This window comes from Nostoc sp. CALU 546 (assembly GCF_048836525.1).
Genome location: NZ_JAWJTF010000035.1, coordinates 51,940 through 78,383 on the forward strand (window position 1 = coordinate 51,940; position 26,444 = coordinate 78,383).

At 41.6% G+C, this 26,444-nt stretch carries 29 protein-coding genes; 13 read left to right on the forward strand and 16 right to left on the reverse strand.

The features are described from left to right. Window positions 1–247: 247 nt before the first annotated feature. Window positions 248–1,393 carry an FMNH2-dependent alkanesulfonate monooxygenase gene (gene ssuD, locus RRG12_RS18715; protein ID WP_069074735.1) on the reverse strand — a complete coding sequence of 382 codons (1,146 nt, stop codon included), beginning with the start codon at window positions 1,391–1,393 and terminating at the stop codon, window positions 248–250. Between the two features lie 279 nt (window positions 1,394–1,672). On the opposite strand from ssuD, the gene RRG12_RS18720 reads away from it, so the two are divergent. Genes RRG12_RS18720 through vapC form a run of 3 tightly spaced genes read left to right on the forward strand, consistent with a single transcriptional unit; the run spans window position 1,673 to window position 3,714 of the window. Beyond that, window positions 1,673–2,920, forward strand: a complete 1,248-nt coding sequence (locus RRG12_RS18720) for a tetratricopeptide repeat protein (RefSeq protein ID WP_420760311.1) — start codon at window positions 1,673–1,675, stop codon at window positions 2,918–2,920. Between the two features lie 6 nt (window positions 2,921–2,926). Further along, complete coding sequence (locus tag RRG12_RS18725; RefSeq protein WP_420760312.1) at window positions 2,927–3,310, forward strand: hypothetical protein; 384 nt, start codon at window positions 2,927–2,929, stop codon at window positions 3,308–3,310. Beyond that, window positions 3,307–3,714, forward strand: coding sequence for a type II toxin-antitoxin system tRNA(fMet)-specific endonuclease VapC (gene vapC, locus RRG12_RS18730; RefSeq protein WP_420760313.1), 408 nt, complete (start codon window positions 3,307–3,309; stop codon window positions 3,712–3,714). The genes RRG12_RS18725 and vapC overlap by 4 nt, the downstream gene beginning before the upstream one ends. A 50-nt stretch (window positions 3,715–3,764) precedes the next feature. Here the strand turns inward: vapC and RRG12_RS18735 are convergent, their stop codons facing one another. From RRG12_RS18735 to RRG12_RS18755, 5 genes are all read right to left on the reverse strand, one after another. Beyond that, complete coding sequence (locus RRG12_RS18735) at window positions 3,765–4,571, reverse strand: phosphate/phosphite/phosphonate ABC transporter substrate-binding protein (RefSeq protein WP_420760314.1); 807 nt, start codon at window positions 4,569–4,571, stop codon at window positions 3,765–3,767. Then, on the reverse strand, window positions 4,568–4,813 hold the full coding sequence (locus tag RRG12_RS18740; RefSeq protein WP_420760315.1) for a hypothetical protein: 246 nt from the start codon (window positions 4,811–4,813) through the stop codon (window positions 4,568–4,570). Before RRG12_RS18740 ends, RRG12_RS18735 begins: the two co-directional genes overlap by 4 nt. A gap of 494 nt (window positions 4,814–5,307) precedes the next feature. Next, a complete protein-coding gene (locus tag RRG12_RS18745; protein WP_420760316.1) occupies window positions 5,308–6,171 on the reverse strand; it encodes a TauD/TfdA dioxygenase family protein in 864 nt (287 codons plus the stop codon). 61 nt (window positions 6,172–6,232) lie between these two features. Next, entirely contained in the window at window positions 6,233–7,330 is a 1,098-nt protein-coding gene (locus RRG12_RS18750) for an aliphatic sulfonate ABC transporter substrate-binding protein (RefSeq protein ID WP_069074741.1), read from the reverse strand. 257 nt (window positions 7,331–7,587) lie between these two features. Then, window positions 7,588–7,731, reverse strand: a complete 144-nt coding sequence (locus tag RRG12_RS18755) for a hypothetical protein (protein WP_420760317.1) — start codon at window positions 7,729–7,731, stop codon at window positions 7,588–7,590. A gap of 992 nt (window positions 7,732–8,723) precedes the next feature. Here RRG12_RS18755 and RRG12_RS18760 point away from each other — a divergent pair. Next, window positions 8,724–9,128, forward strand: a complete 405-nt coding sequence (locus RRG12_RS18760; RefSeq protein ID WP_420760331.1) for a four-helix bundle copper-binding protein — start codon at window positions 8,724–8,726, stop codon at window positions 9,126–9,128. 158 nt (window positions 9,129–9,286) lie between these two features. On the opposite strand, the gene RRG12_RS18765 is transcribed toward RRG12_RS18760, so the two are convergent. The 3 genes from RRG12_RS18765 to RRG12_RS18775 all read right to left on the reverse strand — a co-directional run bounded on the left by RRG12_RS18765 (window position 9,287) and on the right by RRG12_RS18775 (window position 12,554). Then, window positions 9,287–9,952, reverse strand: a complete 666-nt coding sequence (locus RRG12_RS18765) for a glutathione S-transferase family protein (protein WP_420760318.1) — start codon at window positions 9,950–9,952, stop codon at window positions 9,287–9,289. A gap of 133 nt (window positions 9,953–10,085) precedes the next feature. After that, window positions 10,086–11,207 carry an aryl-sulfate sulfotransferase gene (locus tag RRG12_RS18770; protein WP_084227403.1) on the reverse strand — a complete coding sequence of 374 codons (1,122 nt, stop codon included), beginning with the start codon at window positions 11,205–11,207 and terminating at the stop codon, window positions 10,086–10,088. Between the two features lie 309 nt (window positions 11,208–11,516). After that, window positions 11,517–12,554, reverse strand: a complete 1,038-nt coding sequence (locus RRG12_RS18775; protein WP_420760319.1) for an NADP(H)-dependent aldo-keto reductase — start codon at window positions 12,552–12,554, stop codon at window positions 11,517–11,519. 302 nt (window positions 12,555–12,856) lie between these two features. Between RRG12_RS18775 and RRG12_RS18780 the strand changes: the two genes are divergently transcribed. Next, entirely contained in the window at window positions 12,857–13,885 is a 1,029-nt protein-coding gene (locus tag RRG12_RS18780) for an isopenicillin N synthase family dioxygenase (protein ID WP_420760320.1), read from the forward strand. A 23-nt stretch (window positions 13,886–13,908) separates the two neighbouring features. Here RRG12_RS18780 and RRG12_RS18785 read toward each other — a convergent pair whose 3' ends face one another. The 4 genes from RRG12_RS18785 to RRG12_RS18800 are packed head-to-tail and all read right to left on the reverse strand — an operon-like array spanning window position 13,909 to window position 17,853. Next, on the reverse strand, window positions 13,909–14,250 hold the full coding sequence (locus RRG12_RS18785; protein ID WP_181929948.1) for a 4Fe-4S binding protein: 342 nt from the start codon (window positions 14,248–14,250) through the stop codon (window positions 13,909–13,911). Between the two features lie 12 nt (window positions 14,251–14,262). Next, a complete protein-coding gene (locus RRG12_RS18790) occupies window positions 14,263–15,912 on the reverse strand; it encodes an FAD-binding protein (RefSeq protein ID WP_420760321.1) in 1,650 nt (549 codons plus the stop codon). Between the two features lie 60 nt (window positions 15,913–15,972). Beyond that, window positions 15,973–17,196, reverse strand: a complete 1,224-nt coding sequence (locus tag RRG12_RS18795) for a glutathione S-transferase family protein (protein WP_420760322.1) — start codon at window positions 17,194–17,196, stop codon at window positions 15,973–15,975. 3 nt (window positions 17,197–17,199) lie between these two features. Then, a complete protein-coding gene (locus tag RRG12_RS18800) occupies window positions 17,200–17,853 on the reverse strand; it encodes a class I SAM-dependent methyltransferase family protein (protein ID WP_420760323.1) in 654 nt (217 codons plus the stop codon). Window positions 17,854–18,064: 211 nt separating this feature from the next. On the opposite strand from RRG12_RS18800, the gene RRG12_RS18805 reads away from it, so the two are divergent. Together RRG12_RS18805 and RRG12_RS18810 are read left to right on the forward strand one after the other, a co-directional pair. Continuing rightward, a complete protein-coding gene (locus RRG12_RS18805) occupies window positions 18,065–18,520 on the forward strand; it encodes a hypothetical protein (protein WP_069074750.1) in 456 nt (151 codons plus the stop codon). A 66-nt stretch (window positions 18,521–18,586) separates the two neighbouring features. Next, window positions 18,587–18,823: a hypothetical protein gene (locus RRG12_RS18810; RefSeq protein WP_218108017.1), complete on the forward strand. Its 237-nt coding sequence runs from the start codon at window positions 18,587–18,589 to the stop codon at window positions 18,821–18,823. A 30-nt stretch (window positions 18,824–18,853) separates the two neighbouring features. Here RRG12_RS18810 and RRG12_RS18815 read toward each other — a convergent pair whose 3' ends face one another. The 3 genes from RRG12_RS18815 to RRG12_RS18825 all read right to left on the reverse strand — a co-directional run bounded on the left by RRG12_RS18815 (window position 18,854) and on the right by RRG12_RS18825 (window position 20,934). After that, window positions 18,854–19,135, reverse strand: coding sequence for a DUF433 domain-containing protein (locus RRG12_RS18815; RefSeq protein ID WP_103139068.1), 282 nt, complete (start codon window positions 19,133–19,135; stop codon window positions 18,854–18,856). A gap of 251 nt (window positions 19,136–19,386) precedes the next feature. After that, window positions 19,387–20,076 carry an SDR family NAD(P)-dependent oxidoreductase gene (locus RRG12_RS18820; protein ID WP_420760324.1) on the reverse strand — a complete coding sequence of 230 codons (690 nt, stop codon included), beginning with the start codon at window positions 20,074–20,076 and terminating at the stop codon, window positions 19,387–19,389. A gap of 57 nt (window positions 20,077–20,133) precedes the next feature. Beyond that, window positions 20,134–20,934, reverse strand: a complete 801-nt coding sequence (locus tag RRG12_RS18825; RefSeq protein WP_420760325.1) for a class I SAM-dependent methyltransferase — start codon at window positions 20,932–20,934, stop codon at window positions 20,134–20,136. A gap of 398 nt (window positions 20,935–21,332) precedes the next feature. Here RRG12_RS18825 and RRG12_RS18830 point away from each other — a divergent pair, with 398 nt between their 5' ends. From RRG12_RS18830 to RRG12_RS18855, 6 genes are all read left to right on the forward strand, one after another. Continuing rightward, on the forward strand, window positions 21,333–21,617 hold the full coding sequence (locus RRG12_RS18830; RefSeq protein WP_420760326.1) for a hypothetical protein: 285 nt from the start codon (window positions 21,333–21,335) through the stop codon (window positions 21,615–21,617). A gap of 16 nt (window positions 21,618–21,633) precedes the next feature. After that, window positions 21,634–21,762 carry a hypothetical protein gene (locus RRG12_RS18835; protein ID WP_256091394.1) on the forward strand — a complete coding sequence of 43 codons (129 nt, stop codon included), beginning with the start codon at window positions 21,634–21,636 and terminating at the stop codon, window positions 21,760–21,762. Beyond that, complete coding sequence (locus tag RRG12_RS18840) at window positions 21,759–22,046, forward strand: 4Fe-4S dicluster domain-containing protein (RefSeq protein ID WP_069074755.1); 288 nt, start codon at window positions 21,759–21,761, stop codon at window positions 22,044–22,046. Before RRG12_RS18835 ends, RRG12_RS18840 begins: the two co-directional genes overlap by 4 nt. A gap of 46 nt (window positions 22,047–22,092) precedes the next feature. Further along, window positions 22,093–23,139, forward strand: coding sequence for an ABC transporter substrate-binding protein (locus RRG12_RS18845; RefSeq protein ID WP_420760327.1), 1,047 nt, complete (start codon window positions 22,093–22,095; stop codon window positions 23,137–23,139). 81 nt (window positions 23,140–23,220) lie between these two features. Further along, window positions 23,221–24,834 carry an FAD-dependent oxidoreductase gene (locus tag RRG12_RS18850; protein WP_420760328.1) on the forward strand — a complete coding sequence of 538 codons (1,614 nt, stop codon included), beginning with the start codon at window positions 23,221–23,223 and terminating at the stop codon, window positions 24,832–24,834. A gap of 147 nt (window positions 24,835–24,981) precedes the next feature. Then, window positions 24,982–26,250: an MFS transporter gene (locus tag RRG12_RS18855; RefSeq protein WP_420760329.1), complete on the forward strand. Its 1,269-nt coding sequence runs from the start codon at window positions 24,982–24,984 to the stop codon at window positions 26,248–26,250. Window positions 26,251–26,444 lie beyond the last annotated feature (194 nt).

A 26,444-nucleotide genomic window follows, 5' to 3' on the forward strand; every position in this document is an offset into this window, starting at 1 on the left:
GGTAAAAGTATTACTATTCCTAGCCTTGGGGTTTTCAAAATGTCCTAACCTATGTGGCTACTGCTATAATTCTTGCTGTGATAGGGTTTTGGCAGCGTGTTCGAGAATGGTGTAGGTTCTGGAAGGGTGAGAGGGACTGCCGGCGATGCCTACGGCAAGCCGCTTTGCGTCTACGCTAATATATTTGTCATGGTAATTAAACCTTTTGGGATTTTAAACGCAGAGGTACTTGAAGGCGGAGTGTTTTTTAATCTACGGTGGCGATTTGTTGTTTGGGGAATTCTTGGTTGGCTACAACTTCGCCAAAGGGACTTAATAGTTGGGGTTCTAGTGTTGGCTGATTGTCTAGGGGTAAACGAGGGAAAAGTAATTCTGCTACCCGATATGCTTCTTCTAGGTGGGGATAACCAGAGAAGATAAAGGTATCGATACCTATTTCTTGATATTCCAGCATTCTCTGAGCAACGGTATCAGGATCGCCTACTAAAGCTGTGCCAGCACCACCACGGACTAAACCGATTCCTGCCCATAAATTCGGGCTAATTTCTAAGGCTTCACGAGAGCCGTTGTGTAATTCTTTCATCCGGCGTTGTCCTTCGGAATCCATGCGGGCGTAAGCTTGTTGCGTTTTGGCGATCGCATCTTCATCTACGTAGCGAATCAAATCGTTCGCTGCATCCCAGGCTTGGCTTTCTGTCTCTCGCACAATCACGTGGAGACGAATCCCAAAACGTAATGTTCTCCCTTGGGCTGCTGCTAACCGACGTACAGAGGCAATCTTTTGGGCAACTTGTTCTGGTGGTTCGCCCCAAGTTAAATATACATCTACGTGTTTGGCTGCAATTTCTTGAGCAATTGGGGAAGAACCTCCAAACCACAGAGGCGGATGAGGTTTCTGGATTGTGGGAAATAATAGCTTACCACTTTGGATATTCAGATGATTTCCCTGGAAGTCGGCAGTTTCTCCAGATGCAATCTCTCGCCACACTGCCAAAAATTCATCTGTTAATCTGTAGCGATCGTCATGGGAAAGATGCAATCCATCTCCCGCCAATTCCACCGGATCGCCACCGGTGACGACGTTAATCAACAACCTTCCACCAGAAATGCGATCAAAGGTTGCTGCCATTCGTGCTGCTACTCCCGGCGACATCAACCCCGGACGAATAGCCACCAAAAACTTCATCCGCTTGGTGTGTGTCACCAAAGTTGATGCCAAAATCCAGGCATCTTCACATGAACGGCCTGTAGGTAGTAATGCCCCTGTAAAACCTAAATGATCTACTGCTTGGGCAATCTGCCGCCAGTAATCAAAGTTGACTGCCCGCCCACCTATGGCAGTACCAAGATAGCGCCCTTCACCGTGAGTTGGAATAAACCAAAGTAGCTGCATGATATCTATGTCAGAGTAGCTGCAATATTTCCTGGACTTAAAGTACGGTAATTTTGTCAATTTACCGTATTATTTAATTCACTTTTAGACTATCGCACAGCCAGTCAAGCAAAGCAATACCTTTACAAAACTAAATACTGTTAGTCGGTAGAGTTTTAGTGGTTTAATGCTTGCGGTTTTGTGGTGGCTATGACATACTTGAGCTTGAAATTACATTATTCCTATAGACTTGCCGTAGTTTATAGTTTGCTTCACAAATCTTGCTGCACAGAATTAATCATGCTTAAAGATGCACAAGGACTAGTAGTTACAACAGATTCAGCCGATGCGAAAGCAGCCATTAACCGTTTTATCGATCAGATGCTTGGTTATGGTAAAGATGCAGAAACAGCAATTTTACAAGCAATTGCAGCAGATCCTACTTGTGCATTAGCTCATGCTTATGCGGCTGCTTATTATCTCACCCAAGAAAATCGCAAAGCTTGGCAGCAAGCCCAACCATATCTGCAAACTGCACAACAGCATTACACTAAAATTACTGCTAGAGAAAAGTTATATGTGCAAGCGATTTTAGCTTGGGCAAATCAAGAAATTGATGTAGCGATCGCCACTCATGAAGAGATTGCCAATCAATTTCCCCGTGATTTGATTTCTGTGCAGCAAGGACAGTATCACTATTTTTATACAGGCAATAAAGAAAAATTACTAGAAATTGCCCAGAAGGTTTTACCTAGCAATCCTCAACAACATTATTTATATGGCATGGTGGCCTTTGGATTAGAACAATGTCACCAACTCCAAGCAGCAGAAAAGATAGCTCGTCAAGCGATCGCATTGAATAGATATGATCCTTGGGCGCATCATGCTTTAGCTCATGTCATGGAAACTCAGGGAAGAGTCGATGAGGGAATAGCTTGGATGGAGAGTTTTGCAGATACCTGGGAAAACTGCAACTCCATGCTCTACACTCATAACTGGTGGCACATTGCACTATATTATTTGCAGTTAGAAAACTACCAAAAAGTTCTCAAACTCTACGATACGCATATTTGGGAACGTGCTAACAAACAATCTCCTAAAGACCAAGTAGGAGCAATTTCATTATTATTGCGCCTAGAATTGCGCGGTGTAAATGTGGAGAACCGTTGGCAAGGCATTAGTCCTTATCTTTACAGCCGGATTGATGAACACGCATTACCATTTCAGGATTTGCATTATGTCTATGCCCTTGCCAAAGCCGGACACCATGATTGGGTGAACCAAATGCTTCAGAGTATGCAGTATCACACTTTGAGTATTAATCCTTTTCTGCGACGGAGTTGGGTAGAGTTAGCAATTCCCGCAGCTAGAGGAATGGTAGCTCATGCCAAAGGCGATTTCAACACAACTGTTGCAGAACTGAAACCTGTTTTACCACGCTTGCATGAGATTGGAGGGAGTCATGCACAGCGAGTATTATTTGGGCAAGTTTATCAAGATGCAGTATTGTCGGCACAACAGCAGAGTTGGAATTATGCCGTGTCTTAAAAACTAGTGCAAAATAAAATTATCCTCCACACCCTCATCATGGCTATCCAAGAACTCGAACAACAACTTCTTCAGCTTTCGCCCAATGATAAACTGTATATTATCCAACTTCTCGCTCAAAGCTTGACCACACACAATAACAACGCCCACCCAGATCAACCAAGCAAACTCTCAGACTTTTTCCGTGAATCTCCTTTGGCTGAACTCACTGAAGAATTAGATATTAACCGAGGTTTGGTATTACTAAAAACCCTGATTGAGTCTTTACAACCAGAAACCAAAACTGAAACCCCAGAATATCCTCTGACTCAATTTTATGGATGTATCCAAGATGAAACATTCTTTCGCCATCCCCAAGGACAACAACAAGAACGTGAACCCATCCTGTGAAATTCCTGCTAGATACTAACACTTGCATTATTTATATGCGTGGAAAAAATTCCACCTTAAAACAGAAACTAGAATCCACTGCAACTAAAGATATTGCCGTTTGTTCAATCGTCAAAGCTGAACTATTTTATGGTGCAATGAAAAGTGCCAATCCAGTACGTAATCTTACATTACAACAAGAATTTTTAGCACAATCTATATCATTAACCTTTGACGACCTAGCAGCAATGAGTTTTGGAACGATTCGCTCTCAACTAGAAGCATTAGGCACTCCAATTGGAGCTTATGATTTACAAATTGCCGCTATTGCACTGACAAATAACTTAACCCTTGTCACCCATAACACCAGGGAGTTCAAGCGCGTTAATAATTTGTTTACTGAAGATTGGGAGATAGATAATTGAGAACCTGTCTCCTTCTCTTTGTGCCTCTGCTTGAGCTTTTCTTTTATTTCTTACTTAGACAAGCTAACACAAGAGCGGTCTTTATAAATCTGATATAACATCTGATAATCTTCCAATCTCACTGCGGCAAAACGTCTAACTCCGAACTGTTTCATTACTCTTTGCAACTCTGCATCTGGTTGGAGTAATGCCAACTGCATTTGCTGAATTAAAGATATACCTAGACGCTGTGCTACTACCAATGGTGGCATTGGAGAAGGCCCCAGCACTTCCACCACACGCAAATGCTGTGATAATTCAGGAAAATCCTTTAATTCCTGTTCTAGTACCACGCTATCAATCGCTGTACAATCTGCTAATCCCTCAACTATCCAGCGAATTGAACGCTGATGCGAACCTGATTGTAGCGTTTTGCTAAAGAAATTTTCAGGATATTTTTCTTGAACTAATCTATGAGAAAGTAAATTATAACCACTATTAGAACCCAGGTCATTATAACAAAATGTTTTTCCTGCTAAATCTGTAAACTTTTTGATATAACTATTAGCATTGACAATAACATCTGCATAGTAAACAGGGCAGTTGCTATATCGTGATGATTGCATTACTGGCGCAACTAAAGTCTGAAATTGGTTTGAAACTATTTGACTATAGCGAATTAGTGGCAATCCACAAATAAAAGCTAAATCTATCTGGTCTTGAAACAATAGATCATCTTCTAGGGGATCATATTCACCTTGTTGTAGTTGGAATTCTACTCTTAAAACACGACCTAAATAAGCTGCAATCGCCTGATAAAATTCAAACCAATTGGGAGCCAGATAAGATGTAATGTGCAATCTTTTATATATAGTCATTTTTGTTCTAAAACAGTTTTATGTTGAATAAATCGACTTAAATTTTTTCCAGATAAATAATGTATGTATAAAAATCCGAGACTGGCAAAGGTCAACGACATAATACCCAAAACTGTTGTGTATGCTTTAGTGTGCCACCATAGCTGCTTTAAAAAATCTATACCAAGTAGTAATATCTTCCACAAAAAATAATCATTTACTTTTTTAGCGTCTTGGATATTGATGTGTTGAGCTAATGCCATTTCTATTTCTGCCTTCAATCAAAGCAAAGAACGGTAATTCGATATTCTTAACGTAGATTATAATATATATAATCTAAGTTCGTCAAAAAATCTGAATAATTAACGTTAATAATTTTGGAGTTGAAGAAGAATTCAGAAGTCAGAATTCAGAAGTCAGAATGGGCTAAACGCACCGCTACCGCTAACAGCAGTCAGAATAAATCAGTCGGGGATTCAGACCGGCGCAGGTCTTATTGACCACCAAATCGTAGATTTGGTGGGGGTCTTAAACCCGGCTATTCAGACGCTCCTGCGTCGCTAACGCTGCGCTATCCGCCACTCGCAAAGAATACCCAACTGAATTCTGACTCCTGACTCCTGAATTCTGTTCGATAAAATTCATATATTCTCAATCAATAAAACTTAAATCGTCATAAAGTACAAAACCCCGGTTTATTCAATAAACCAGGGTTATTCTATCTCAACTTATTTTTTCAAATAAATGGGATTTTTACTCAAAATGGACGGCTACCCGCTAAACTTATCCGTTTCATCACCCGGCGTTGATTGGGATCAAATGCTTGACGATAATGCAAAGTTGCTTGATTATCCCAATAGACAATATCGCCTACAGACCATTTATGTTGATAATAAAACCGAGGTTGATGTAAATGCGATCGCAGCTGTTCAATTAATTCAAATCCTTCTTGCGGATCTAGACCAACAATTTCTACTTCTGTGGCGTAATCTAAATATAAAATCTTTTTCCCACTTTCTGGATGTGTCCGTACTAGTGGGTGAGGAAATACAGGGCTAATTAGGGGAATACTGTTGTCTAAACGGTATTTAGAACGAGGTATATTTGGTTTATTTAAAAAGGGATTGTATGTAATCAACTGCAAATCTGCAATTCGCCGCTTGATAGATTCATCCAAAGTTTCATAAGCCAAATTCAAATTTAACCAGTAAGTATCTCCACCTTCATTGGGTATTTCCAAAGCATAGAGTAAAGAACCACTAGAAGGATAAGGAGTCCACTTATGATCAGAATGAAAAGTTAGTTCACCAGTTCCAGTATAGCCACCATCAACATTAGAAACGGGAATTATTACGGGTGTGACTCCTGGCTGAGAAGCAAGAACTGGGATGTCATCTGGCGGGACAAATAGAGAACCAAAATGAAAAGCAAAGTTTAAGAATTGCTCATCAGTCAGGTTTTGATTTTTGAAGATAAGGATCTGGTGTTCAAGTAATGTTTGTTTCAGTTGTAAGATAACTTCAGGTTTAATCGGTTGACTAGCATCAAGTCCAGTGACTACAGCACCTAGAGGTGCATTAATGGGAGTAATTTGAAAGTTAGTTAAGGTGAGTGTAGACATAATCAGCTATTAAAATTTTCCACAATTTACAAATAAAAACTAGTAATTCATGCCCCAAATATTATTGTTTTGTAAGCACTTCTTGAGGAGTGATTTCGGCATATTCTTCAGGAGTCAAGAAGCCATCTCTCACATTTACCTTCTTAGGTATCAGTCCCAGGCTGTACCATTTATCTGCAACTTCTTGTTGTTTATTAATTATTTTTTCGGTAATTGGTATAAGCGTAAAATCATACTTTTTGTGCATAATCTCTAATGTTGGTGGATCAAGTTGAGTTATTGCAGAGAGCAATTGGGAGATTTCTTTAGGATTATTCTTAGACCAATTTTGGGCTTTTTGCACTTCTTCTAAAAAAACCTTGATGGCTTCTCGATTTTCTTGATAGAATTTGCGGTTTGTGGATATAAAGTTGTTAGTATCTCGCAAGCCGTTACCACCATCAGTTAAAATCCGTGCCGTGTTATTTTGGACATTTCTTGTAACAAATGGTTCCCAAATAAACCAAGCGTCTACTTTACCTTGACTAAATGCCACATTAGCATCTGGAGGCGCTAGACCGATTGATTCTATATCACTAAGCTTTAAACCTTCTTTTTCTAAGGCTCGAAGTATAAGATAATGACCAATTGATGCTTTTTGAAAAGCTACTTTTTTTCCTTTTAAATCTTTGACACTTTGAATAGGAGAGTTTTTAGGAACTAACAGTGAAACTGCTTGGCCATCAGAAGAGTTAGCTGCTAGATATACAAGAGGTGCGCCGGCTGCTTGAGAGAAAACAGGAGGAGATTCGGCTGTAGAGGCAATATCAAGTGCGCCTGCATTTAAAGCTTCTAATTGTTGTGGCCCGGCAGCAAATTCTGGCCACTCTACCCTATATCCTAAAGGTTTTAATCGTTCTGCTAGAATACCTTTTTCTTCTAAGACGGCTAGGGCAGTAAGTTGTTTAGATCGGACAATTCTAATTACTTTATTGGTAGTAGTATTACTATTAGCTACATTAGAAGCCGATGAAGCTGATTGTTGCTGAGAATTATTTGGTGAATTACTGCAACTAAATACTGTGGTAAGTACTAAACTGTAACCAAAAGCAAATAAGGCGTGACGACGAGTGATGTGTTGGTTTTTCCAGAATGCAATTTGTTTTCTGAAATCTTTCATGAATTAATTTACCTCTAATTATCAAACAAGTTGTTAAATGAAAAATTTCTGCGCTTACTCTTTGCTACGCAACGCTACCGCCTAATGCAATACGCTTGGGTTAAGGGGTAATGGTACAAAATTTTGGGTTTTGGAGACGCGATAAATCGCCGTCTCTACAAGTTTTTTGGTTTTATCTGAACTGTATTGCCGCCTAATGGCGAATGCATGAGATTTGATCTATTTACTTAACTACATCCGCAATTGAAAAAAAGGAATTAAGGTCGCAACCGTTGGATTTCTATATCTGGCAGCCCTGCCTTGTTATCTTTTTCCACTGCGGTGGCTGCCAATTCCGTAGATAAACAAGTAGCAACAAGAATCCAATGTTTGGATTCTTGTTTAACTAATAGTTGCACCATTATCTATTTTCTCCTTGTGGTGAGTATGGATGAGGAAATGGGAATTGGAACACGCTGAAGTTAGGATTCAGTTGCGACACGAGGAGGTATAGTTCGCCCAATTCCCAAGATTTAATCCTTGACATTGCTGATTGAAAATATGAGCTAGTCTCGCGCAGAGAGTAAGAGCTTAAATCAGTGATTTTTTAGTTAGATGGGCAACAACATTTTTGAATTAACACTGCTTCTCCTTAAGTTCTGTTGAGTCTGCTTAATCTTAAATCCTTACCGAGCAAGCACTTTTACAAAATAACTATCCTGGTAGTGGCAAGATAAGCTTAAACAAAGTACTGTAAATTGGTAGGTATTTAGTAGATTTTTGCTAATATAGCAGTGTTGCATGATTGCCTGTAAAAGGCAAGTACATTTTGTCAAAAAAATCAGGGTTGCTGAGTGTAAATATGAATTTGCCTCATCTAGAGGCGCAGTAAGCAGTCCGTTGGGTGGCTGTGCCGACTTGTAGGAACTGCAAACCACCACTGCATGATGAACTATGGCTTAATAAAGTCATGAAAATTTAATATTACTGAAATATAAGAAAATGTACTCATAGCGTTTTTTCAACTAATGAGTTGTTTCAATGATGGATATAGCTATAATCTTTAGTTGACAAAGCTTTGACGGTTTATACGCTAGGAAATAAAAGGGTATTATCTTTCAACTGTTTTTCGATCTAGTAGGCAGACAAATCAAATAAACCGACAGTCAATTCTAGATATTAAGTAATTCGCTATAACTAACAAAAGAGTCTCAGCCCTTAATAAATAAGGATTTTAGTCAAATAGCTCCCAATTAAATATGAAAAGCCGCTTAATTTACGTCAAGTATATAGGTATATGGGCCTTCAAATTGCTAGAACTCCAGAATCTATTGATTTCTCAAAAATAAAGTTTTACCTTGCTAATTAAGTCAGCCACACCACTAACGGCGACAACAAGGAGACTATTTCTATGATGACAACCGAATCTATATTCACTGAAATGGAAGCTTGCAAACAAATCTCTATTGAATGCCAAACTACTTGCATTGATACCCTCAAATACTGCAAGAGTCAGGGTGGTAAATACATGGATATGGCTATGATGTCCATGTTGCGGGACTGTGCAGAAATGTGCATGATGTGCGTCAACATGATTAATGACGGTTCTGAGTTTATGGGAAACACCTGTAGTTTGTGCGCCCAAATTTGCGATCGCACCGCCCTAGCTTGTGAACAAATGAGCAGCGATGCCACAATGATGTTCTGTGCCACTATTTGCCGCAAGTGCGCTCAACATTGCAACGCAATGGGACTCAATTCTGCTTCCTATTTCCGCAGATCAAGCTTGGTGACAGAAGATTCACTACTATCTAGCTAATTTTCCGCCAGGATCAAGTTGCCCAATTTATAGCAGACTTGCGATTATACCTAAATTCATAGTTTCTCCAGTATCTTTAGTTTTTCGCCGCTCAAAAAGATTTTGGGCGGCGAAAACTTAGGGAAAGATACAATTCTTGTGACTACCAAAAAGTAGTATTAGACAGCAACAGGGGTAGCAAATCTAGCATATCGCTCTATGTAAAACTCCTTACTATTAGCGATCGCCACTACAGAATCACGTTGTTTTAAAGCCTTTTTCCACTGACGTAAACGAGTAAATTCTTCTGGTAGTGCAAAGCCTCGATGGTGCTTCAGTGCAGCCCAACGCTCAAACCAGGGATAAAAGGTGAAATCAACCAGACTAACGGATTCGCCAAACCAGTAAGGGCCGTCTCCTGATAACTTCCCAAAAGCTTCATTCTCGATAAATTCCAGATGTTTATATAGTTCTTGTTTAGCTGCTTCTTGCTGTTGGATATCAGGACTACGCAAGAGAGTAGAAAAAGCCGGAACGAATCGAGTATTAGCAAAATCAATCCAGATTCGAGCTTGTGCTTTAGCAATGGAACTGCTAGGTAAAAGCGGCGGATTTGGAAATACTTCGTTGAGATATTCGTTAATTACTGCCGATTCCCAAACTCGGTGATTATTATGTACAAGTGCAGGCACTTTTCCATAAGGAGAAATATCTGTAAATCCCTCCGGCTTGTTCTGCAAATTAATCTCAATCAAGTCAAATTCGATGCCTTTTTCTTGCAATACCAAACGCGAACGGTGAGCATAAGGGCAAACAACCGCACTATATATCTTGATTTCAGCCATGTTGATATTCCTCTATGAATAGGATTGGTTTATTAGCTTTGGAAATTAATTCAATTTAATCCCTTCGGGTTCGGCAGTTGCTCATGGGGGAAACCCCCAAGACCGCACTGCCTCACCAAAATCTAAAATTGAACTAGAGCCAAGGCACTTCTTCAGGCGCATAACGAAAAGCACGGAAGACTGAATTTTGCTCCCCACTAGCTACTGCTGACTTCTCACCCAGATTCCTCGCCGCAAAGTGAGGATTGACATATTCCCAAACAATCTCTCCTGTAACTGTCACCTCAAATATGCGACCGAAAGCACCTTCTGTAATTAAAGTGTTGCCATTCGCTAGACGCTGTGCGCCTGATATATAAGAACTGAAGAAATTTTGAGGTGGGTTGTCACTGTATTGCCAAACTATTTCTTTCGTTTGACGGTTAACTTCAATCACACGAGAGAAATTTAGCGCAGTGTGACGGCGATGTGCGCCATTGTCAAAAATTAGGATATTGCCGTTAGCTAATTCGTTAGGAAAGTGTTGCTGTGCTAAGATGTCGTCTCCAAGTGTCCAGATAATCTCTCCTGTGTTGCGATCGATAATTGCGACGGTGGAGATGTTGCGGAAGCTGACTATAATATTGCCATCAGCGAGTTCGCCTACAGTATTGCCATGAGTCCATTCATGTCGTTGATCCTGGGGAGTGATAGTAAAAATATCTGGATCTAAGTGTTCATGGGCGTGCCAAGTCCAAACAATTTCACCCCCAGGAGTAACTTCATAAAGTACATCAGCATAGATATCACCGTCTGCTTCTGTTCCTGCTACACCGCCTTTGATACGGGGAATCAAAGACTGAGGTATCTTTTCAATAGCTAATAAAATCGTGTTCCCGTTGCGTAGTCTCCGGCCGTCGTGATGATGATCTGGATGTTTATATTCCCAAATAATATTTCCCTTGGGATCTGCTTCTAAGACAACGCCGCCTTTAAAGGCAGCCCACAAAGGAAAATGTGGCGGAATATCTAGCGTCTTGCCATTATAAAAAAGGTTGCCATTGGGTAAAAGATAACCATATAAACCCGGTGAATATGGCAAATTCCATTGATGTACTACTTCTCCTTCTAGATTCAGAAGATATACTTCTCCCTTACCTGTAAGTGGTGTAAAAAGTGTATATCCCTTGAATGCTTTGTCAGGATTATAAGCTCTTAAACCAGTACCACGGCGACGAATAGTATTTTGATCAACTGATGCTGTTGCGATCGTCATAATTTTAAGTGGATATAGGGATTAGAAACTGTTTTCAAACCCAAAATTGGCATTGATTTGTTGGGTTGCACTGCGCTTAGAGGATGTTTGAAAAGTCCTCTTGTCGGTATCAAAAGTTTTAGATCCCCCTAATACCAATTTAATGTGAAGTTGCATATATCTTGATCCCCCTAAATCCCCCTTAAAAAGGGGGACTTTGACTCTGGTTCCCCCCTTTTTTAAGGGGGCTAGGGGGGATCTAAAGTGCCTAAAGTCACAGCGAAACACTTTTCAAACAACCTCTTAACCCAACCTACTTTTAATTTTCAATTAAGGTGCTGGATTTGGAGATTGAGTATGAACTATGTCTATTTCTGCCAAAATATCTTTGTCGAGAACTACATTGATACTTTCTATATTCTCTTTGAGTTGTTCGAGTGTGGTAGCACCAATAATCGTACTAGCGACAAACCAACGACTCCGCACAAATGCGATCGCTAATTGTGCAGGACTCAATTGATGACGTTTAGCTATTTCTACATAAGCTGCTACTGCTTCTTGCACATTTGGTTTTAAATAACGCTGACCAAAGTTTTCAAACAAAGTCACTCTGGTTTTTTCTGGTTTACCGTTGAGGTATTTACCAGTTAAATAGCCAAATCCTAAAGGACTATAAGCTAGTAAAGGAATGTTTTCGTAATAAACTGTTTCTGCAAGTGCGCCATCAAAAACTCGATTAAGTAAATTATAAGCATTTTGGATGGAAGCAACTTTAGGTAATCCTAATTGTTTTGCTGCTTGACTAAATTGTACAACGCCCCAAGGTGTTTCATTACTTAACCCGACATAACGGATTTTACCTGCTTTAATTACATCAGCAAAAACTTCCAGTTGTTCGGCAATGGGAACTGTTTCCTTTACCTGTTTGGGGTCAAAAACTGTTTGCCCGAAACGAGGAACATAACGGTCGGGCCAATGGATTTGGTATAAATCAATATAGTCTGTCTGTAATCTTGCAAGACTATCATCTATTGCTTGTTTGATATTGTTTCGTTCAATTCCTTCCGCACCACCACGTAACCATTTAAAGCCGCGACCAGGCCCCGCAATTTTAGTAGCAATTATTAATTTATCTCGCTGTTGATGCTTTAACCATTCTCCAATATAAGTTTCGGTTAAACCATAGGTTTCTTCACTGGGTGGTACGGGGTACATTTCAGCCGCATCTATAAAATTAATTCCTTGATTAATCGCATAATCTAGCTGCTGATGGGCTTCTTCTATACTATTTTGTCGCCCATAGGTCATTGTGCCGAGGCAAATTTCGGAAACTTTTAGGTCACTATTACCTAGTTGATTATACTGCATATTCCTGGATTATGTTTGTTATTAAATTAACAAGATTTTACGCAATTGATATTAGACAATAAATTACTCATCGTTCAGTAACTTATTGTTTTTTACAGAAAGAATGAGAATGATTTAGATCATACTACGATATGGATATCAAATTACCGGATTTATAAATAAAGTTTAAAAACTTGTACTCAAAATACTTTGTCTAAGCACCTGACTAAAGTTAGCGATCGCCATACCCAACATTATAGTTATCGATATAATTTTCTGTATAGCCTAGATATTAGTCTACGCACAACTAGGAGAACCTGAGCATGATAATCTTACAAGATGTAGATAAAGAGTTTTCACAAGTTCCCATAATTGATATTAGTGCGCTAATTCGCCAAACTAGCAACTCTTGTAAAGAAGTGGCAGACCAAATTAGGCAAGCGTGCCAAGATTACGGATTCTTCTATATTGTTGGACATGGAATTGATGAACAACTACAACAGAAACTAGAAAATCTCAGTCAACAGTTCTTCGCGCAAGATGTAGAAACTAAATTGAAAATACGTATGGCTATTGGTGGTAGAGCATGGCGAGGATATTTCCCCGTGGGTAACGAGTTAACATCAGGTAAACCAGACTTAAAAGAAGGTATTTATTTTGGTGCAGAACTAGAAGAAAATCACCCACTTGTGAAAGCCGGTATACCAATGCACGGTCGCAATCTTTTTCCATCCAACATTCCCCAATTTAGGGAAACAGTACTGGATTATATAGACTCAATGACTCAACTCGGACATATCCTGATGGCTGGTATTGCTTTAAGTCTAGGTTTAGAAAAGTCCTATTTTGCAGACCGTTATACCAAAGACCCATTGAGATTATTTCGGATTTTTAATTACCCTCCTAATTCATCATCTCAATCTGCATGGGGTGTTGGCGAACATACAGATTATGGTGTATTAACTATCCTCAAGCAAGATAATATCGGTGGATTACAAATCAAGTCCAAGTCTGGTTGGATAGATGCACCTCCTATTCCTGGTTCATTCGTATGCAACATTGGGGATATGCTCGATCGCATGACTCAAGGGCTGTATCGCTCAACACCCCACCGCGTTCAGAACTTATCAACAAGTCATCGACTTTCTTTCCCGTTTTTCTTTGATCCCAATTTCAACGTTGAAGTCAAACCCATTGAATTGAAGGATGTAGTAGTGAATGATGATAAAAGCGATCGCTGGGATAAAGCCAGTGTTCACGAATTTTGCGGCACTTATGGCGAATATCTCTTGAATAAAGTTTCCAAAGTATTTCCAGAACTACGCCAAAAAGTGCTTGAAAGTGCTGAATAAAAGCCCAGTCCCCAATCCCCAAATTAACTTTGATAAGGACGCGGTAATTGTCGCAGTTTATGAGCCGTATCCAATTCACTATTGTTTTTTCTGCCATATCCCCAACCCAAGAGGCTACGATATTCACCCATGATGCCACTTTCAATTAAATCATCCTCATTGACTGCAACACTGGTATGAGATTCAGGCGCAACATAGAGTGCATCCGCAGGGCAATATGCCTCACACATGAAACAAGTTTGACAGTCTTCCTTGCGGGCGATCGCAGGTGGTTGATTAGGTACGGAGTCAAAGACGTTGGTAGGACACACTTGGACGCACAAATTGCAATTAATACAGAGTTTATGGCTGACAAGCTCGATCATGATATGCTCCTGCTACAACTTTGATACAGTAGGTGTGGTTTGAGTGGTTTGTACTGGTGGTGTAGCAGGAGCATCCGTAATCCAATCACGCCTCACCCAAAGCTTATCTAAGCCACCTGTTGCTTGATAATAACGCTGATTTGGATCGGTTTCGGGATAGTCCACACGAATATGTTCGCTGCGCGTTTCCGTGCGATGTAACGCGCTAAAATATGCCCATCGTGCTACAGCCGTCAAAGCAGCGGCTCGACGAGAAAATTCCACATCGCGCACACTATCTTGTTTCGGGTTCCCTTGTACTTGCTCCCATAGTTTCTCTAATTTAGCGAGAGAATCCAAAAGTCCCTGTTCAGAACGCAAGTAATTCTTCTCCAACGGGAACATCTCAGCTTGTACACCGCGCACGATCGCTTCACTATCGAATGTTTCAGAAGTGCGAGATTGCGATGATCCCAATCCCACTTGACCAGCAGGACGCGCAACCCGTTCATTTGCATGAGCGCCCAGACTCTTAGCAAAGTTCGCTGCTCCAACTCCAGCCCATTGCCCTGTGGAGATTGCCCAGGCAGCATTGGGGCCACCACCCCCAGAAGCTAAACCGGCTAAAAACTCCCGTGATGCAGCATCACCGGCAGCGTAGAGGCCAGGAACTTTTGTAGCGCAATCATCATTCACAATCCGAATCCCACCAGTACCACGAACTGTACCCTCCAAAACAAGTGTCACAGGTACTCGTTCTGTATATGGGTCAATACCAGCTTTGGTATAGGGTAGAAAAGCGATGAAATGAGACTTTTCAATCACTGCTTTAACTTCCGGTGTGGCTCGATCCAAACGAGCATAAACGGGGCCTTTCAAGAGGGCTTTAGGGAGGAACGATGGATCGCGACGACCATTGATATAGCCACCCAGATCATTGCCTGCTTCATCGCTATAACTAGCCCAACCAAAGGGAACACCCCTGGTTACAGTCGCATTGAAAGTCGTCGAAATCGCATAGTGATTAGAAGCTTCCATACTAGAAAGTTCCCCACCAGCTTCCACTGCCATCAATAATCCATCACCTGTATTTGTATTGCAACCTAATGCTTTACTCAAGAATGCACAACCGCCATTCGCTAAGACTACTGCACCAGCGCGAACGGTATAGGTACGATGATGTTGCCTCTGCACACCTCTTGCTCCCGCTACTGAGCCGTCGTCAGCCAATAAAAGCTCTAGAGCCGGACTTTGGTCAAGAATCTGCACACCAACACGCAAAAGGTTTTTGCGGAGTACCCGCATATATTCAGGGCCATAATAACTCTGACGCACAGATTCCCCATCTTCTTTAGGGAAACGATAGCCCCAACTTTCCACTAGGGGCAAACTCAGCCAAGTTTTTTCGATAACACGCTCGATCCAACGTGAGTTAGCGAGGTTTTTTCCTACGCGATAACGCTCCAATAAAACTTTTTCCCAATTCTCTGGAGAAGGGGCCATGATGCCGTTACCACTAGCCGCCGCTGCACCACTTGTACCCAGAAAACCTTTATCAGCAATGATGACTTTGACATCTTGGGATGCGGCTGCCCACGCTGCCCATGCTGCGGCAGGGCCACCACCAATTACCAGTACATCAGCAGATAATTGTAGTTCATTTTCACTATGGACTGTTAGCAATTATTTCCTCCTTGCATCTCTCACTCTGCGCCTTTGCGTCTCTGCGTGAGACAATTCATATCAATAAACAGAAGTCAACAATTTATCGATCGCAGCCCGAAACGCCGTTGCTGCACCAGCACTCATATCACGGGGGGCGCAGATGCGATTTCTCAAATATGCGAAAGTAATAGCACCCACAGCAGCGAAGATAGGATCAATGCTGCTATTTTTACCACCAGTCCTTCCACCCGGTAAAGTTGCACCATTGCCATGAATCAGATAATCAGCCAGTTGTCGCAGGTGAAAATCAACAGCGTCCTTAACTGTGCTAAAGTCACCATCTGCGGCTAAAGCTTGGACTCCAGAATTTTTGATAACATCTGCGATCGCAACTTCCCGATTATCGCTCAATCTCTCAGCGGCTTCTGCACGATATTGAATTTTCTCACTATCTGCCACATCCAGAGGTAAAGGATTGGCGATCGGTTCAACACCCCATCTGCGACGCAACAGTAAATTGTTGGTGATATTATCCGATTTCACTCTGTGATAAGCAGGACGCTGATTAAGTGCATCAAACCAAGCATTAATGCGAGGAAAGCGAGAATTTCTTTTGAGGTGATATCCTCGATATACAGGTAAATTAGCCGCTAATCTATCTAGATGGGGGCTATATAGAATGTCAACTAAGCTAAACGTACTTACAAAGTAAGGGCCAGGATATTTAGCCAAAGCTTGCTCAAGTTCATCTAATTTAGCCTCAAATGCTGCTTGTAAGTTTGCCAACTCATCAGCATCTACAGGTGCTTCTCTCAAGAATTTGTACGCAATCTCTCTAAAACCGTTAGTCTCAGCCTCCTCAACTAACTGCCTAGCAACAACGTTTTCCTCTGGATTCTCAGGCAATAATGCAGGATGTGGAAACCTTTCTTCTAAAGCTAAGAGAATATCTTTAGATTCGTATACTAACTCTCCCTCAATTTTTGCTGCTGGCACAAGGGTTGTGGGAACTAGGTCAGTGTACCATTTGGGTTTATTAGTTAAATCAATAAACTCCGTTGCAAAGGGAATTTCCTTTTCTTCTAGAGCAAACCAAACTCTCTCACAGAAAGGACACCAAGAATTAGTATCTCGATAAAGCAGGACTGGTGGTTCTGTGTTTGGGGGAAGTTTATGTAAACTGCTGGGTATTGGTGCAGTAGAAGGAGATTGTCCTGTCCTCTTTACCCGACGCGCAGAGGTATTTTTTCTAGCAGTTTCTAAAACTTCTTCCCAACTCGATACTGTGTTTTGAATAGACATTTTTTACCTCGCTTTACTAGGAACGCCGGAAAACACAAATAACTGTTGCTCTTTGGGTTGAGGTAAGTTTTCACCCAGGTAACGATGAATACCTACACCCATGTCTCCTGTAGCCGTGAGTTTGAAATTTACTTCCTCAAATCCAGATGCAATCAAAATTTTCCGCACATTGTCAGAGTAGGTAATACCGTTGGAGTGTCCACGAGTCCAAATGACAAAAGCACCCGGTTTACTCAGAAAACTCAGGTTATCTAGTAAGCGATTGAGTTCAGTTTCCTGAAGATTGCCAAAGACACCACACACAATCACAATATCTGCTGGTACTGCTCCTACATAGTTAGTGGCGAGAGTTGCATCACCATTGATAAGCTCAATTTGCTTTGTCAAACCCAATGATTCTATAGTTGCTCGTCCCCGTTCAACTAACTGGGGGTTGAGTTCTACAAGTCTTGCATATACATCTTTTGCACGAGGGTGATTTTTTAAAGTTCCTAGTAAATCTCGCCCATCACCCGCGCAAACACTTACTACCCGGATAGCGCCATCTGGCAAGGCATTCAAGCTATAAGCAATATATTCCTGCACGATTTCTAGACGCTGCTGCAATTTTGGCTCAGTGTTGTAGAGATCGTGCCATTCGTACCAATCTTTCGGCATAGAGGGCGATTCCCATTTGATGCACACTGTGTAATCTCAAACTACGAATAACTTATCGAGTAACTGTAGTTTATAGCTGAAGGCAGAGTATCACAAACATTTATATAAAATCAAGTCTTATTCCGTACAATCATCCTTATCAAAGTATTTATACATAGTATTTTGTATAATAAATAGCCATAAAATAAGGACGAACCTGGTGAAAGAAAAAATGAATTTACAGCCTCTCAAGTGGACTAAAAATGTAAAACCTGCTGATGGTGGGTATGCTTACTCTGAATTCAAAGTTTCTGAACTATTCAAGTTAGCTTGGAAAGATGATGAAGCCAATGCCAATCGACCTGAAAGAAATGATTTAATCTTGCTTCGGCAACACGGGTATGTTACGCATCTGGTCAAAGTTTTAGATCACCAATCTGAACGTGAAGACTGGCAAGGTGATTACAATATCTATCGCATTGTTGAGGTGCTATGGGCGATTGATTGCAGTAACCCACCTGTAGCAGCCAAGGCAGATGCCATATTTGATTATCCAGCAGTCCTTGATTACCGGGGCGGTAATGCTATGAAGCTAGAGGATTTGTCCACGTTTAAGGAACATTGGGATACTCAAGGCGGACTTCTCGCTTTCCAGAAACTTCTCCAATCAAGACTTACAGCTGTTTAAGGGCTGATCTAGCCTTCTCACTTGCTATAATTATGTGCAAAGACTATAGAATGGGCAATTGATTATGTGATTACAGAAGTAGTGCCTGTTGTTGGGGTAAGATTCATTACAGTAGATGCGCTCTACGATGCAGATGTTGAGCCAAGTTATGATGCGTCTGGCTTCTACGTTAAGTTAGGATTTGAGTTTGCTGATCCTACTGAGCTTTTACCACCTATTAATCCATATCGCACAATGTATCTTGATCTGAAGCCATTGATAGAGGTGTTGGCTACAGAACAAATGGATGAAGACTGGATATAGTCGCTGTGAATTAGCGAATGAACAAGTTACTCATAAATCTCGCACCAAGGGATCAATCAATTCATCAGGGATTCGGTTACGTTCAATATAAGCATTAATTTCATCTTGATGATCGCTGTAATAACTCAATGCATCAAACACTTGTGCCAGGGTTAAATGAGGTAAACCTTGGGGAATTTCTTCAGGAGATACACCCATCCGCCAAGTTTCAACGATCGCCCTAACAGATGTACGAGTTCCCTTGATAATTGGCTCACCACCTAGAATATGCTCGTCTTTGACGATATAAAGATGTTCTGTTGCTTGAACCATAGCTGTAAATATCTTAAGAATTTCCCCAGACACCAGACATTAATTGTACCGATTCTGTTGAGAAGTAAAGCTGTGGATTTGTTGAAGTTTGCAGGAAAGCCGCAAGGCGATGATTGAGAAGAGTGCCTTTAATCCTTGATCCGGGATTTCAGTCACAAATGAAGAACAGAAACAAATAGAACTCACAGTTATGACTAATACAGAAATCTACAATGATTACTTGGCTATGTATATCTAGAGCAGAGTGAAAATCAAAATTTTTCTACCCAGGGACGCAATTCCACTTCCCAAGTCCAAGCATTGCGAGGTTGGCGGAGAATGCTCAGATAAGTTTGGGCTATGGCATCTGGATCAAGTAAACTATCTGGTTGATTCTCTGGTTCTATCCGGGTAGCAGAACGAATTGCTCCATCAATCACAAAATGCGCTACATGGATATTCTGAGGAGCCAATTCACGGGCAATGCTTTGAGCCAAACCCCGTAAAGCAAATTTACCCATTGCAAACGGTGCAGACTGAGGATAACCCTTAACACTGGCGGAAGCACCTGTAAAAAAGATAGCTCCTCCACCCACAGCTAACTGACGTTTTGCCGCCGCTTGTGCTACTAAAAAGCCGCCATACGCAGTAATTTCTAATGTTTTGGCAACGTCTGCTGGGTCAAGTTCAACTAGCGAACCCCGAACACGCCAGCTAGGATTATACACAACTACCGTTGGCACTCCTAGTTTTTGTTCCACATCCTTGAACAGTTGTTCAACTTGATCGGGTTTAGAAGCATCAGCAGCAAAATTAACGGCTCCAATTTCATCAGATAATTCACTCAGCTTATCAATTTGCCGCGCTGCTAAGGCAACGCTGAAACCTTCTTTTGTAAACAAACGGGCTAGTGATGCACTGAGTCCACTACCAGCCCCGACAATCAATGCAATGTTTGCCATCTGCGATGTTCCTTCTAATTTCCAGGTCTTGTTAGATTATACAAATTTCATATAATATCAAACTGCTCTGTAAATCCATATTTCAAACTTAGCATCAGAGGAAAGAGTAATTTTCAAAGAGCCATAATGTCTGATACAAAATTCTTCAAATTCATTAATTACCTGATGAAATATTTCATCTGATACTCGCCAACATAAACCGTAGGCTCGTGCTTTGAAAAAACTTAGTAGTTCCTCAACCGTATTGCTAACTGTCCATTCTCTAGCTACTAAATAATTTGAGACATAACCTTTTGGCTGTAAATATCCTTTTACATCTATCTTGTGTATTACTGTATCAATACTTTGGGATTCTTGCTTGGCTCCTTTATACTTAGACAATATGTCTCGAAAATAGCCTTCAAATTCTCTTCTAGCTGGTGGGGTAATCCACTGACAATTGAGATAAAAGCCTCTAGGCTTTAGTACTCGATCAATGTTGTCTAAAAATACTCTCCAATCAGAGACAGTATGGATCATGTGGACAGTCAATACAACATCAAAACTGTTGTCTGGAAAAGGTAATTGCGAAGCATCACCGTGAATCAGGTTCAGATTAGAAGGAGTGACATTTAATTTTTGACGGAACTGATCAAGCATTTCTTGAGAAGCATCAATTCCTGTTACAGAATAACCGCGTTTGACAAGAGGAATAACATTCAACCCTGTGCCAACGCCTGGTTCTAAAAAAGAAGTCTCAGGTGTTGCACAAGTAAGCTTAAGAATAAAGTCGGCGACTTCCTCTGCGACTGATTCTGTTAGCCAGCGTGTTTGGTCATAGATTTGTGCAATATAGTCATAGTAGTTGGATTTTTTCATATTTTTAGATAGGTGTGGAAGACTGAAAAGACTGAAGGTTTAAATTTAAACGCAGAGGGACGCAAAGTTAGTTGAGCTTAATTACGTATAAATACTTAATTAATTTAACAAATATTACATCGTCAAATATTTAGAATAGCTAAATGTTTGTAATTAATAAATTTAGGTAAGCATATATTTTAGTCGCTAAGGGCTTGAATTTTATTTATTGCCGTGTAATACTGCTAAATTAATCACCGTTAAATCGGTCAATGATTAGTATTTTATCTAAAAACGTCTGTATTACATTAAAAATCAAGTCTTTCAGGTTTTCCAAGAATTATGCACAAATGAATTTGGCTAGTCACACCTGTGGTTTTAATAAGTATTGCTGTCTATGAATGAAGGAGTGAGAGCTAGTGAGCGCAAATCAATTAGCGTCTGAGCAATCATCTAACAATGGCTCTGATCTAGAGTTAGAAGCCGATGTCTTGGTTATTGGAGAAGACCCGGCTGGTGCTTGGGCTGCTGGTGGAGTCCGGGTTGTTTTGGTAGACAAAGGCTATTGTGGCTCTAGTGGAGCAACTGCATCAGGTAGAACCAGTGTGTGGTATGTAGCAAACCCCGACCAACGGGAAACAGCTATGGCTAGTCGGGAAGCTCTAGGAGGCGGCACGTTGAATGTATACTTAAGCACAAGCTAGGAAATAAACTCGTGGAATGCACAAGCACCAGGATTATTCCCAGCAAAACCCTAACCAGCAATATTGGTTAATTAGAGGTGCATTGGATACAGTTTGGGCAAAGCCTGACCAGGAAGTAGTGAATAGGGAGTTAGTAGCACGATGATTGAATTAGTAAGTGAATCTCGCTGCATTAAGTGTAATCTTTGCGTCACTGCCTGTCCTACCAATGTTTTTGATGCAGTACCGGGACATGCGCCCAAAATTGCCCGCCAGAGCGATTGTCAAACTTGTTATATGTGCGAACTCTACTGCCCCGTAGATGCACTGTATGTTGATCCTAACGCTGATGAATCAGTTACTGTGGATGAAGAGACTTTGGTAGCATCTGGGTTACTTGGCAGTTATCGGAAAAACATCGGCTGGGGAAAACAGCAAATTAATTCGTAATTCGTAATTCGTAATTGAGAAATTTCTTAGTCCCTAGTCTTTATCTATGAGTTCCCAAGCAATTGAGTGCAGTGTTCTGCATCGACTTTTAGCTTCAGTTGCAACTGTTGCGCTTTTATCGAGTCTTACCAGTTGTACTTTTCAACAAAGCCAGTCCAATAACTCAGCAGTAGCTTCATCAAATACTGGAGCAAATTCGGCAGAGGTAAAAACCCTGGTTTTGCGAGTTGGTTTCATCAGTTCGGAAAGCAAGTTGCCAATCGGGCCAGAGGGTTGGGCCTTGCAAAAGGGGACGTTGACTCCTGCGCTTAAAAGCCTGGGTGTGACGGAAGTGAAATTTATTCCCTTTGTAGGAGGCCCTGCACTTAATGAAGCCTTAGTTAGTGGTCAATTAGATATGGGTTTGTATGGAGATACCCCAGCTATAGTTGGTAGAGCAGTAGGTCTGCCAACTAAATTGATTAATCAGACAAGGGTTGGTCAGAATGCCTGGTTAGTTACCAAGAAAAACGGCCCTCGTTTAGTATCACAACTCAAAGGTACAAAGGTAGGAGTTGCTAAAGGTACTTATCCGCATCGATATCTGATGGGTTTGCTCGAAAAAGAGGGACTGACTAAGGATGTGAAGGTAGTACAGATTCCTTCGGCTGATGCTAAACCTGCATTAGAACGAGGAGATATTTCAGCTTATCCATTTGCTATGGGGGCTGGGCCAAAGTTAGTTTCTCAAGGATTTTCAGCAATTGATCAAGCAAAAGATCATCAGGGATTAGTTGGCACAGGGGTAAGTGTCGTTACGGAAAATCTCCTCTCTCGACACCCAGAACTACCGCAAAAGTGGAACCAGATTAGACGACAAGCATTGCAGGAGATCAAAGCTAATCCAGAGGAATTTTATCAGTTTGCGGCTGTGGCAAGTGGGAATGTGCCGTTGGCGATCGCTAAAGAATCTTATCCACTAGAACTGTATCCTACAGAACCTTTTACACCGCAAGGATTGAAACTCTTAAATTCCACAAAGCAGTTTCTCGCTGACCAGAAATTGTTGAAGTCAGATTTTGATATCAAAGATTGGCAAATCCCCAATCCCTAAAAGTTTTCACAAGAGTTACTCTCGCATTCTTGGGGAAGCTCCGCCCTTCCCCTTTTCTTAATTCTATCAGGAGTAAATTTCATGAATAGTCATATCCATCAAGATGCTTCTAACCTAGATTTAGTCACCGATGTATTAATTATCGGCGGTGGCCCGTCTGGAACTTGGGCTGCTTGGAGTGCAGCAAATAATGGGGCAAAAGTTGTTTTAGTAGACAAGGGTTACTGCGGTACAAGTGGTGCAGCCGCATCTGCCGGAAATGGTGTATGGTATGTTCCACCAGACCCAGAGCAACGGGAAGCGGCAATGGCCAGCCGGGAAGCAATGGGAGGCTTTCTGGCAGACCGCCACTGGATGACTAGGGTATTAGATCGCACCTATGACAACATTAACTCCCTCGCAGATCAGGGCTATCCTTTCAGCGTTGATGCTAATGGACAAGTTATCCGTCGCTCTTTACAAGGGCCGGATTATATGCGTTTCATGCGGAAAAAGATTAAGCAAGCAGGGGTGAAAATTTTAGACCACAGTCCGGCTTTAGAGTTGCTTGTGGATACAGAAGGCACTGTAGCCGGGGCTAAGGGTATCAATCGCCAATCTGCGGAACGTTGGACAGTTCGAGCCGGGGCAGTTGTGATTGCTACAGGGGGCTGTGCTTTCTTGAGTAAGGCTCTCGGTTGTAATGTCTTGACAGGGGATGGTCTATTGATGGCAGCCGAGGCTGGTGCAGATTTCTCTGGTATGGAATTTTCCAACGCATACGCAATTTCCCCTAGTTTCTCCTCTGTCACCAAGACTCGTTATTACGATTGGGCATCTTTTACTTATGAGGATGGCACGGTAATTGAAGGTGCAGGTTCTAAGCGCGGTCGCTCGGTGATTGCTAAAACATTGCTAAATCAGCCCGTTTATGCGCGTCTGGATCAAAATATGGATGAAGAGACAAAAGCCTGGATGAGAGCCTCTCAGCCTAACTTCTTTATCGTTTTCGATCGCGCTGGGATTGACCCCTTTACTCAACGATTCCCGATAACTCTACGCTTGGAAGGAACTGTACGTGGTACTGGTGGGATTCGGATCGCAGACCAAACTTGTGCTACCTCAGTTAATGGACTCTATGCGGCAGGAGATGCAGCTACTAGAGAGTTAATCTGTGGTGGATTCACCGGCGGCGGTAGCCACAATGCAGCCTGGGCAATGTCTTCTGGCTATTGGTCTGGACAATCTGCTGCTAGCTATGCCCTAAGTTTGGGAGAGCAAGCAACCCAGCGCAGTGTGCAGGGAGTTGGTGAAGCGGGATTGCATGGTGAAGGTAATAATAGATTCTCACCAGATGAAGCGATCGCCACAACTCAAGCTGAAGTTTTCCCCTACGATCGCAACCTCTTCCGCACTGCTAGAGGTTTAAGTGCATCCCTGGATAGACTGGATGACCTCTGGCAAGAAATCCGCAATAGCCAAACATTAGATGATAGCCAAATTGTGCGATCGCGCGAAGCGGCGGCGATGGTTGCTACAGCCCGTTGGATGTACAACAGTGGTTTGCAACGTCAGGAAACCAGAGGTATGCACAAACGCGAGGATTACCCGCAACAAGATCCTAACCAGCAATATCGCCTACTGAGTGGTGGGTTAGATAAGATTTGGGTCAAACCTGAATCAGTAGTTGCTACGCGGGAATTAGTAACTGTGTGATTTTCAATTAAAACCTTTGAAGTGGGAAGGAATAAGGTTGTTGCCTCGTTTCTTCCTCTTTTCTGTGCTTTTTTAAACGCAGAGGTAGGCTGAGGGAAGCGCAGAGTGTTTATTCGTGATGAACTTGTGAGATTTTGTACTTAGTTGATGAAATTATTACAGAAATTTGGATTCAAGTTGAATCTTGAACTACCTGCTTTGCGATCGCGCAATTATCGCCTCTACTTTATGGGACAAGCCTTGTCTATGACAGGCAACTTCATGACACAAGTAGCGATTCTCTGGCTGATTTACCGATTGACTGATTCAGCTTTACTATTGGGATTTGCAGGATTTTTTGGACAATTGCCAGTATTTGTACTTGCTCCAATTTCAGGCATTTTAGCCGATCGCTATGACCGACATCGCCTGTTGCTGCTATTTCAAGTTATAGGCATTTCTATGTCTGTAATTCTGACAGTCATCACATTTTTGGGTTGGGCAAATTTTTGGACATTGCTGACTCTGAGTGCATTGTTAGGTTTTCTGAAGGGTTTAGATGTACCTGTACGTCAAGCATTTGTCAGTGATATGGTTAGCCGTGAACTGATGGGAAATGCGATCGCCTTAAATGCAGCTTTTCTCAATGGTGCGCGTCTGATTGGCCCAGCACTTGGTGGCATTTTTATCGCTCAGTTTGGCGCTGGATTCTGCTTTCTTTACGATAGTCTCAGTTACCTTGTTGCTATCTGGGCAATCTCAGCAATGGTGATTACACCCAGAATAGTAGAAATACAGACAAGTAATACTTGGCAGAAGTTAAAAGAAGGGTTTCAATATGCCTACCAATTCTTACCTGTGCGTTCCATTTTGCTATTACTGGCAGTAGCTAGTTTAGTAGGTATGTCATATACGACACTTCTACCCATCTTTGCAGTTGAAGTTCTACAGGGAGGAGCAGAAACATTGGGCTTTCTAACGGCCGCAGCAGCGATGGGATCAGTGTTTGCCTGTGTCTACCTCAGCTTTCGCCAAAACGTAGTAGGTTTAGAAAAACTCATAGCCTTCTGTCCAGCCATCATGGGGATTGGCTTCATCTTTTTCTCTGTCTCTCAAGTCTTTTGGATTTCTCAGTTAGCTTTGGTTTTGGTTGGCTGGAGTTCTACGCTTCAGGTAGCTGCTAGTAACACAGTGCTGCAATTTATTGTGGAAGATAGCAAACGTGGCAGGGTGATGAGCTTTTACGCTATGTGCTTTATGGGTATGGCTCCTTTTGGTAACTTAGTAGCAGGAACTCTGGCACATTATTTCAAGGCTCCGAATACACTGATTTTGGGTGGTGTCGTTTGTATTCTGGGTTCGGTGCTATTCATGCAACAATTGCCCCAGATGGCGAAGTTAATTCACTTGGATACGAAGCAAGTGGCAAGTAATTAACTTCAGGAGATAAGCTGTTACGCAAATAATATTGTACATTTACCTGATGACTGATGACTGAAAACCCCTCAACAGTCATCAGTCAGCAGTTAACGACATCAAAAGTGTTTATATAGTTTAGACGCGCATCAGCTTATACCATTTCACGAAAATCTTGATACATATAGATTTTTCGTAGGGGTAAAGCACTGCTC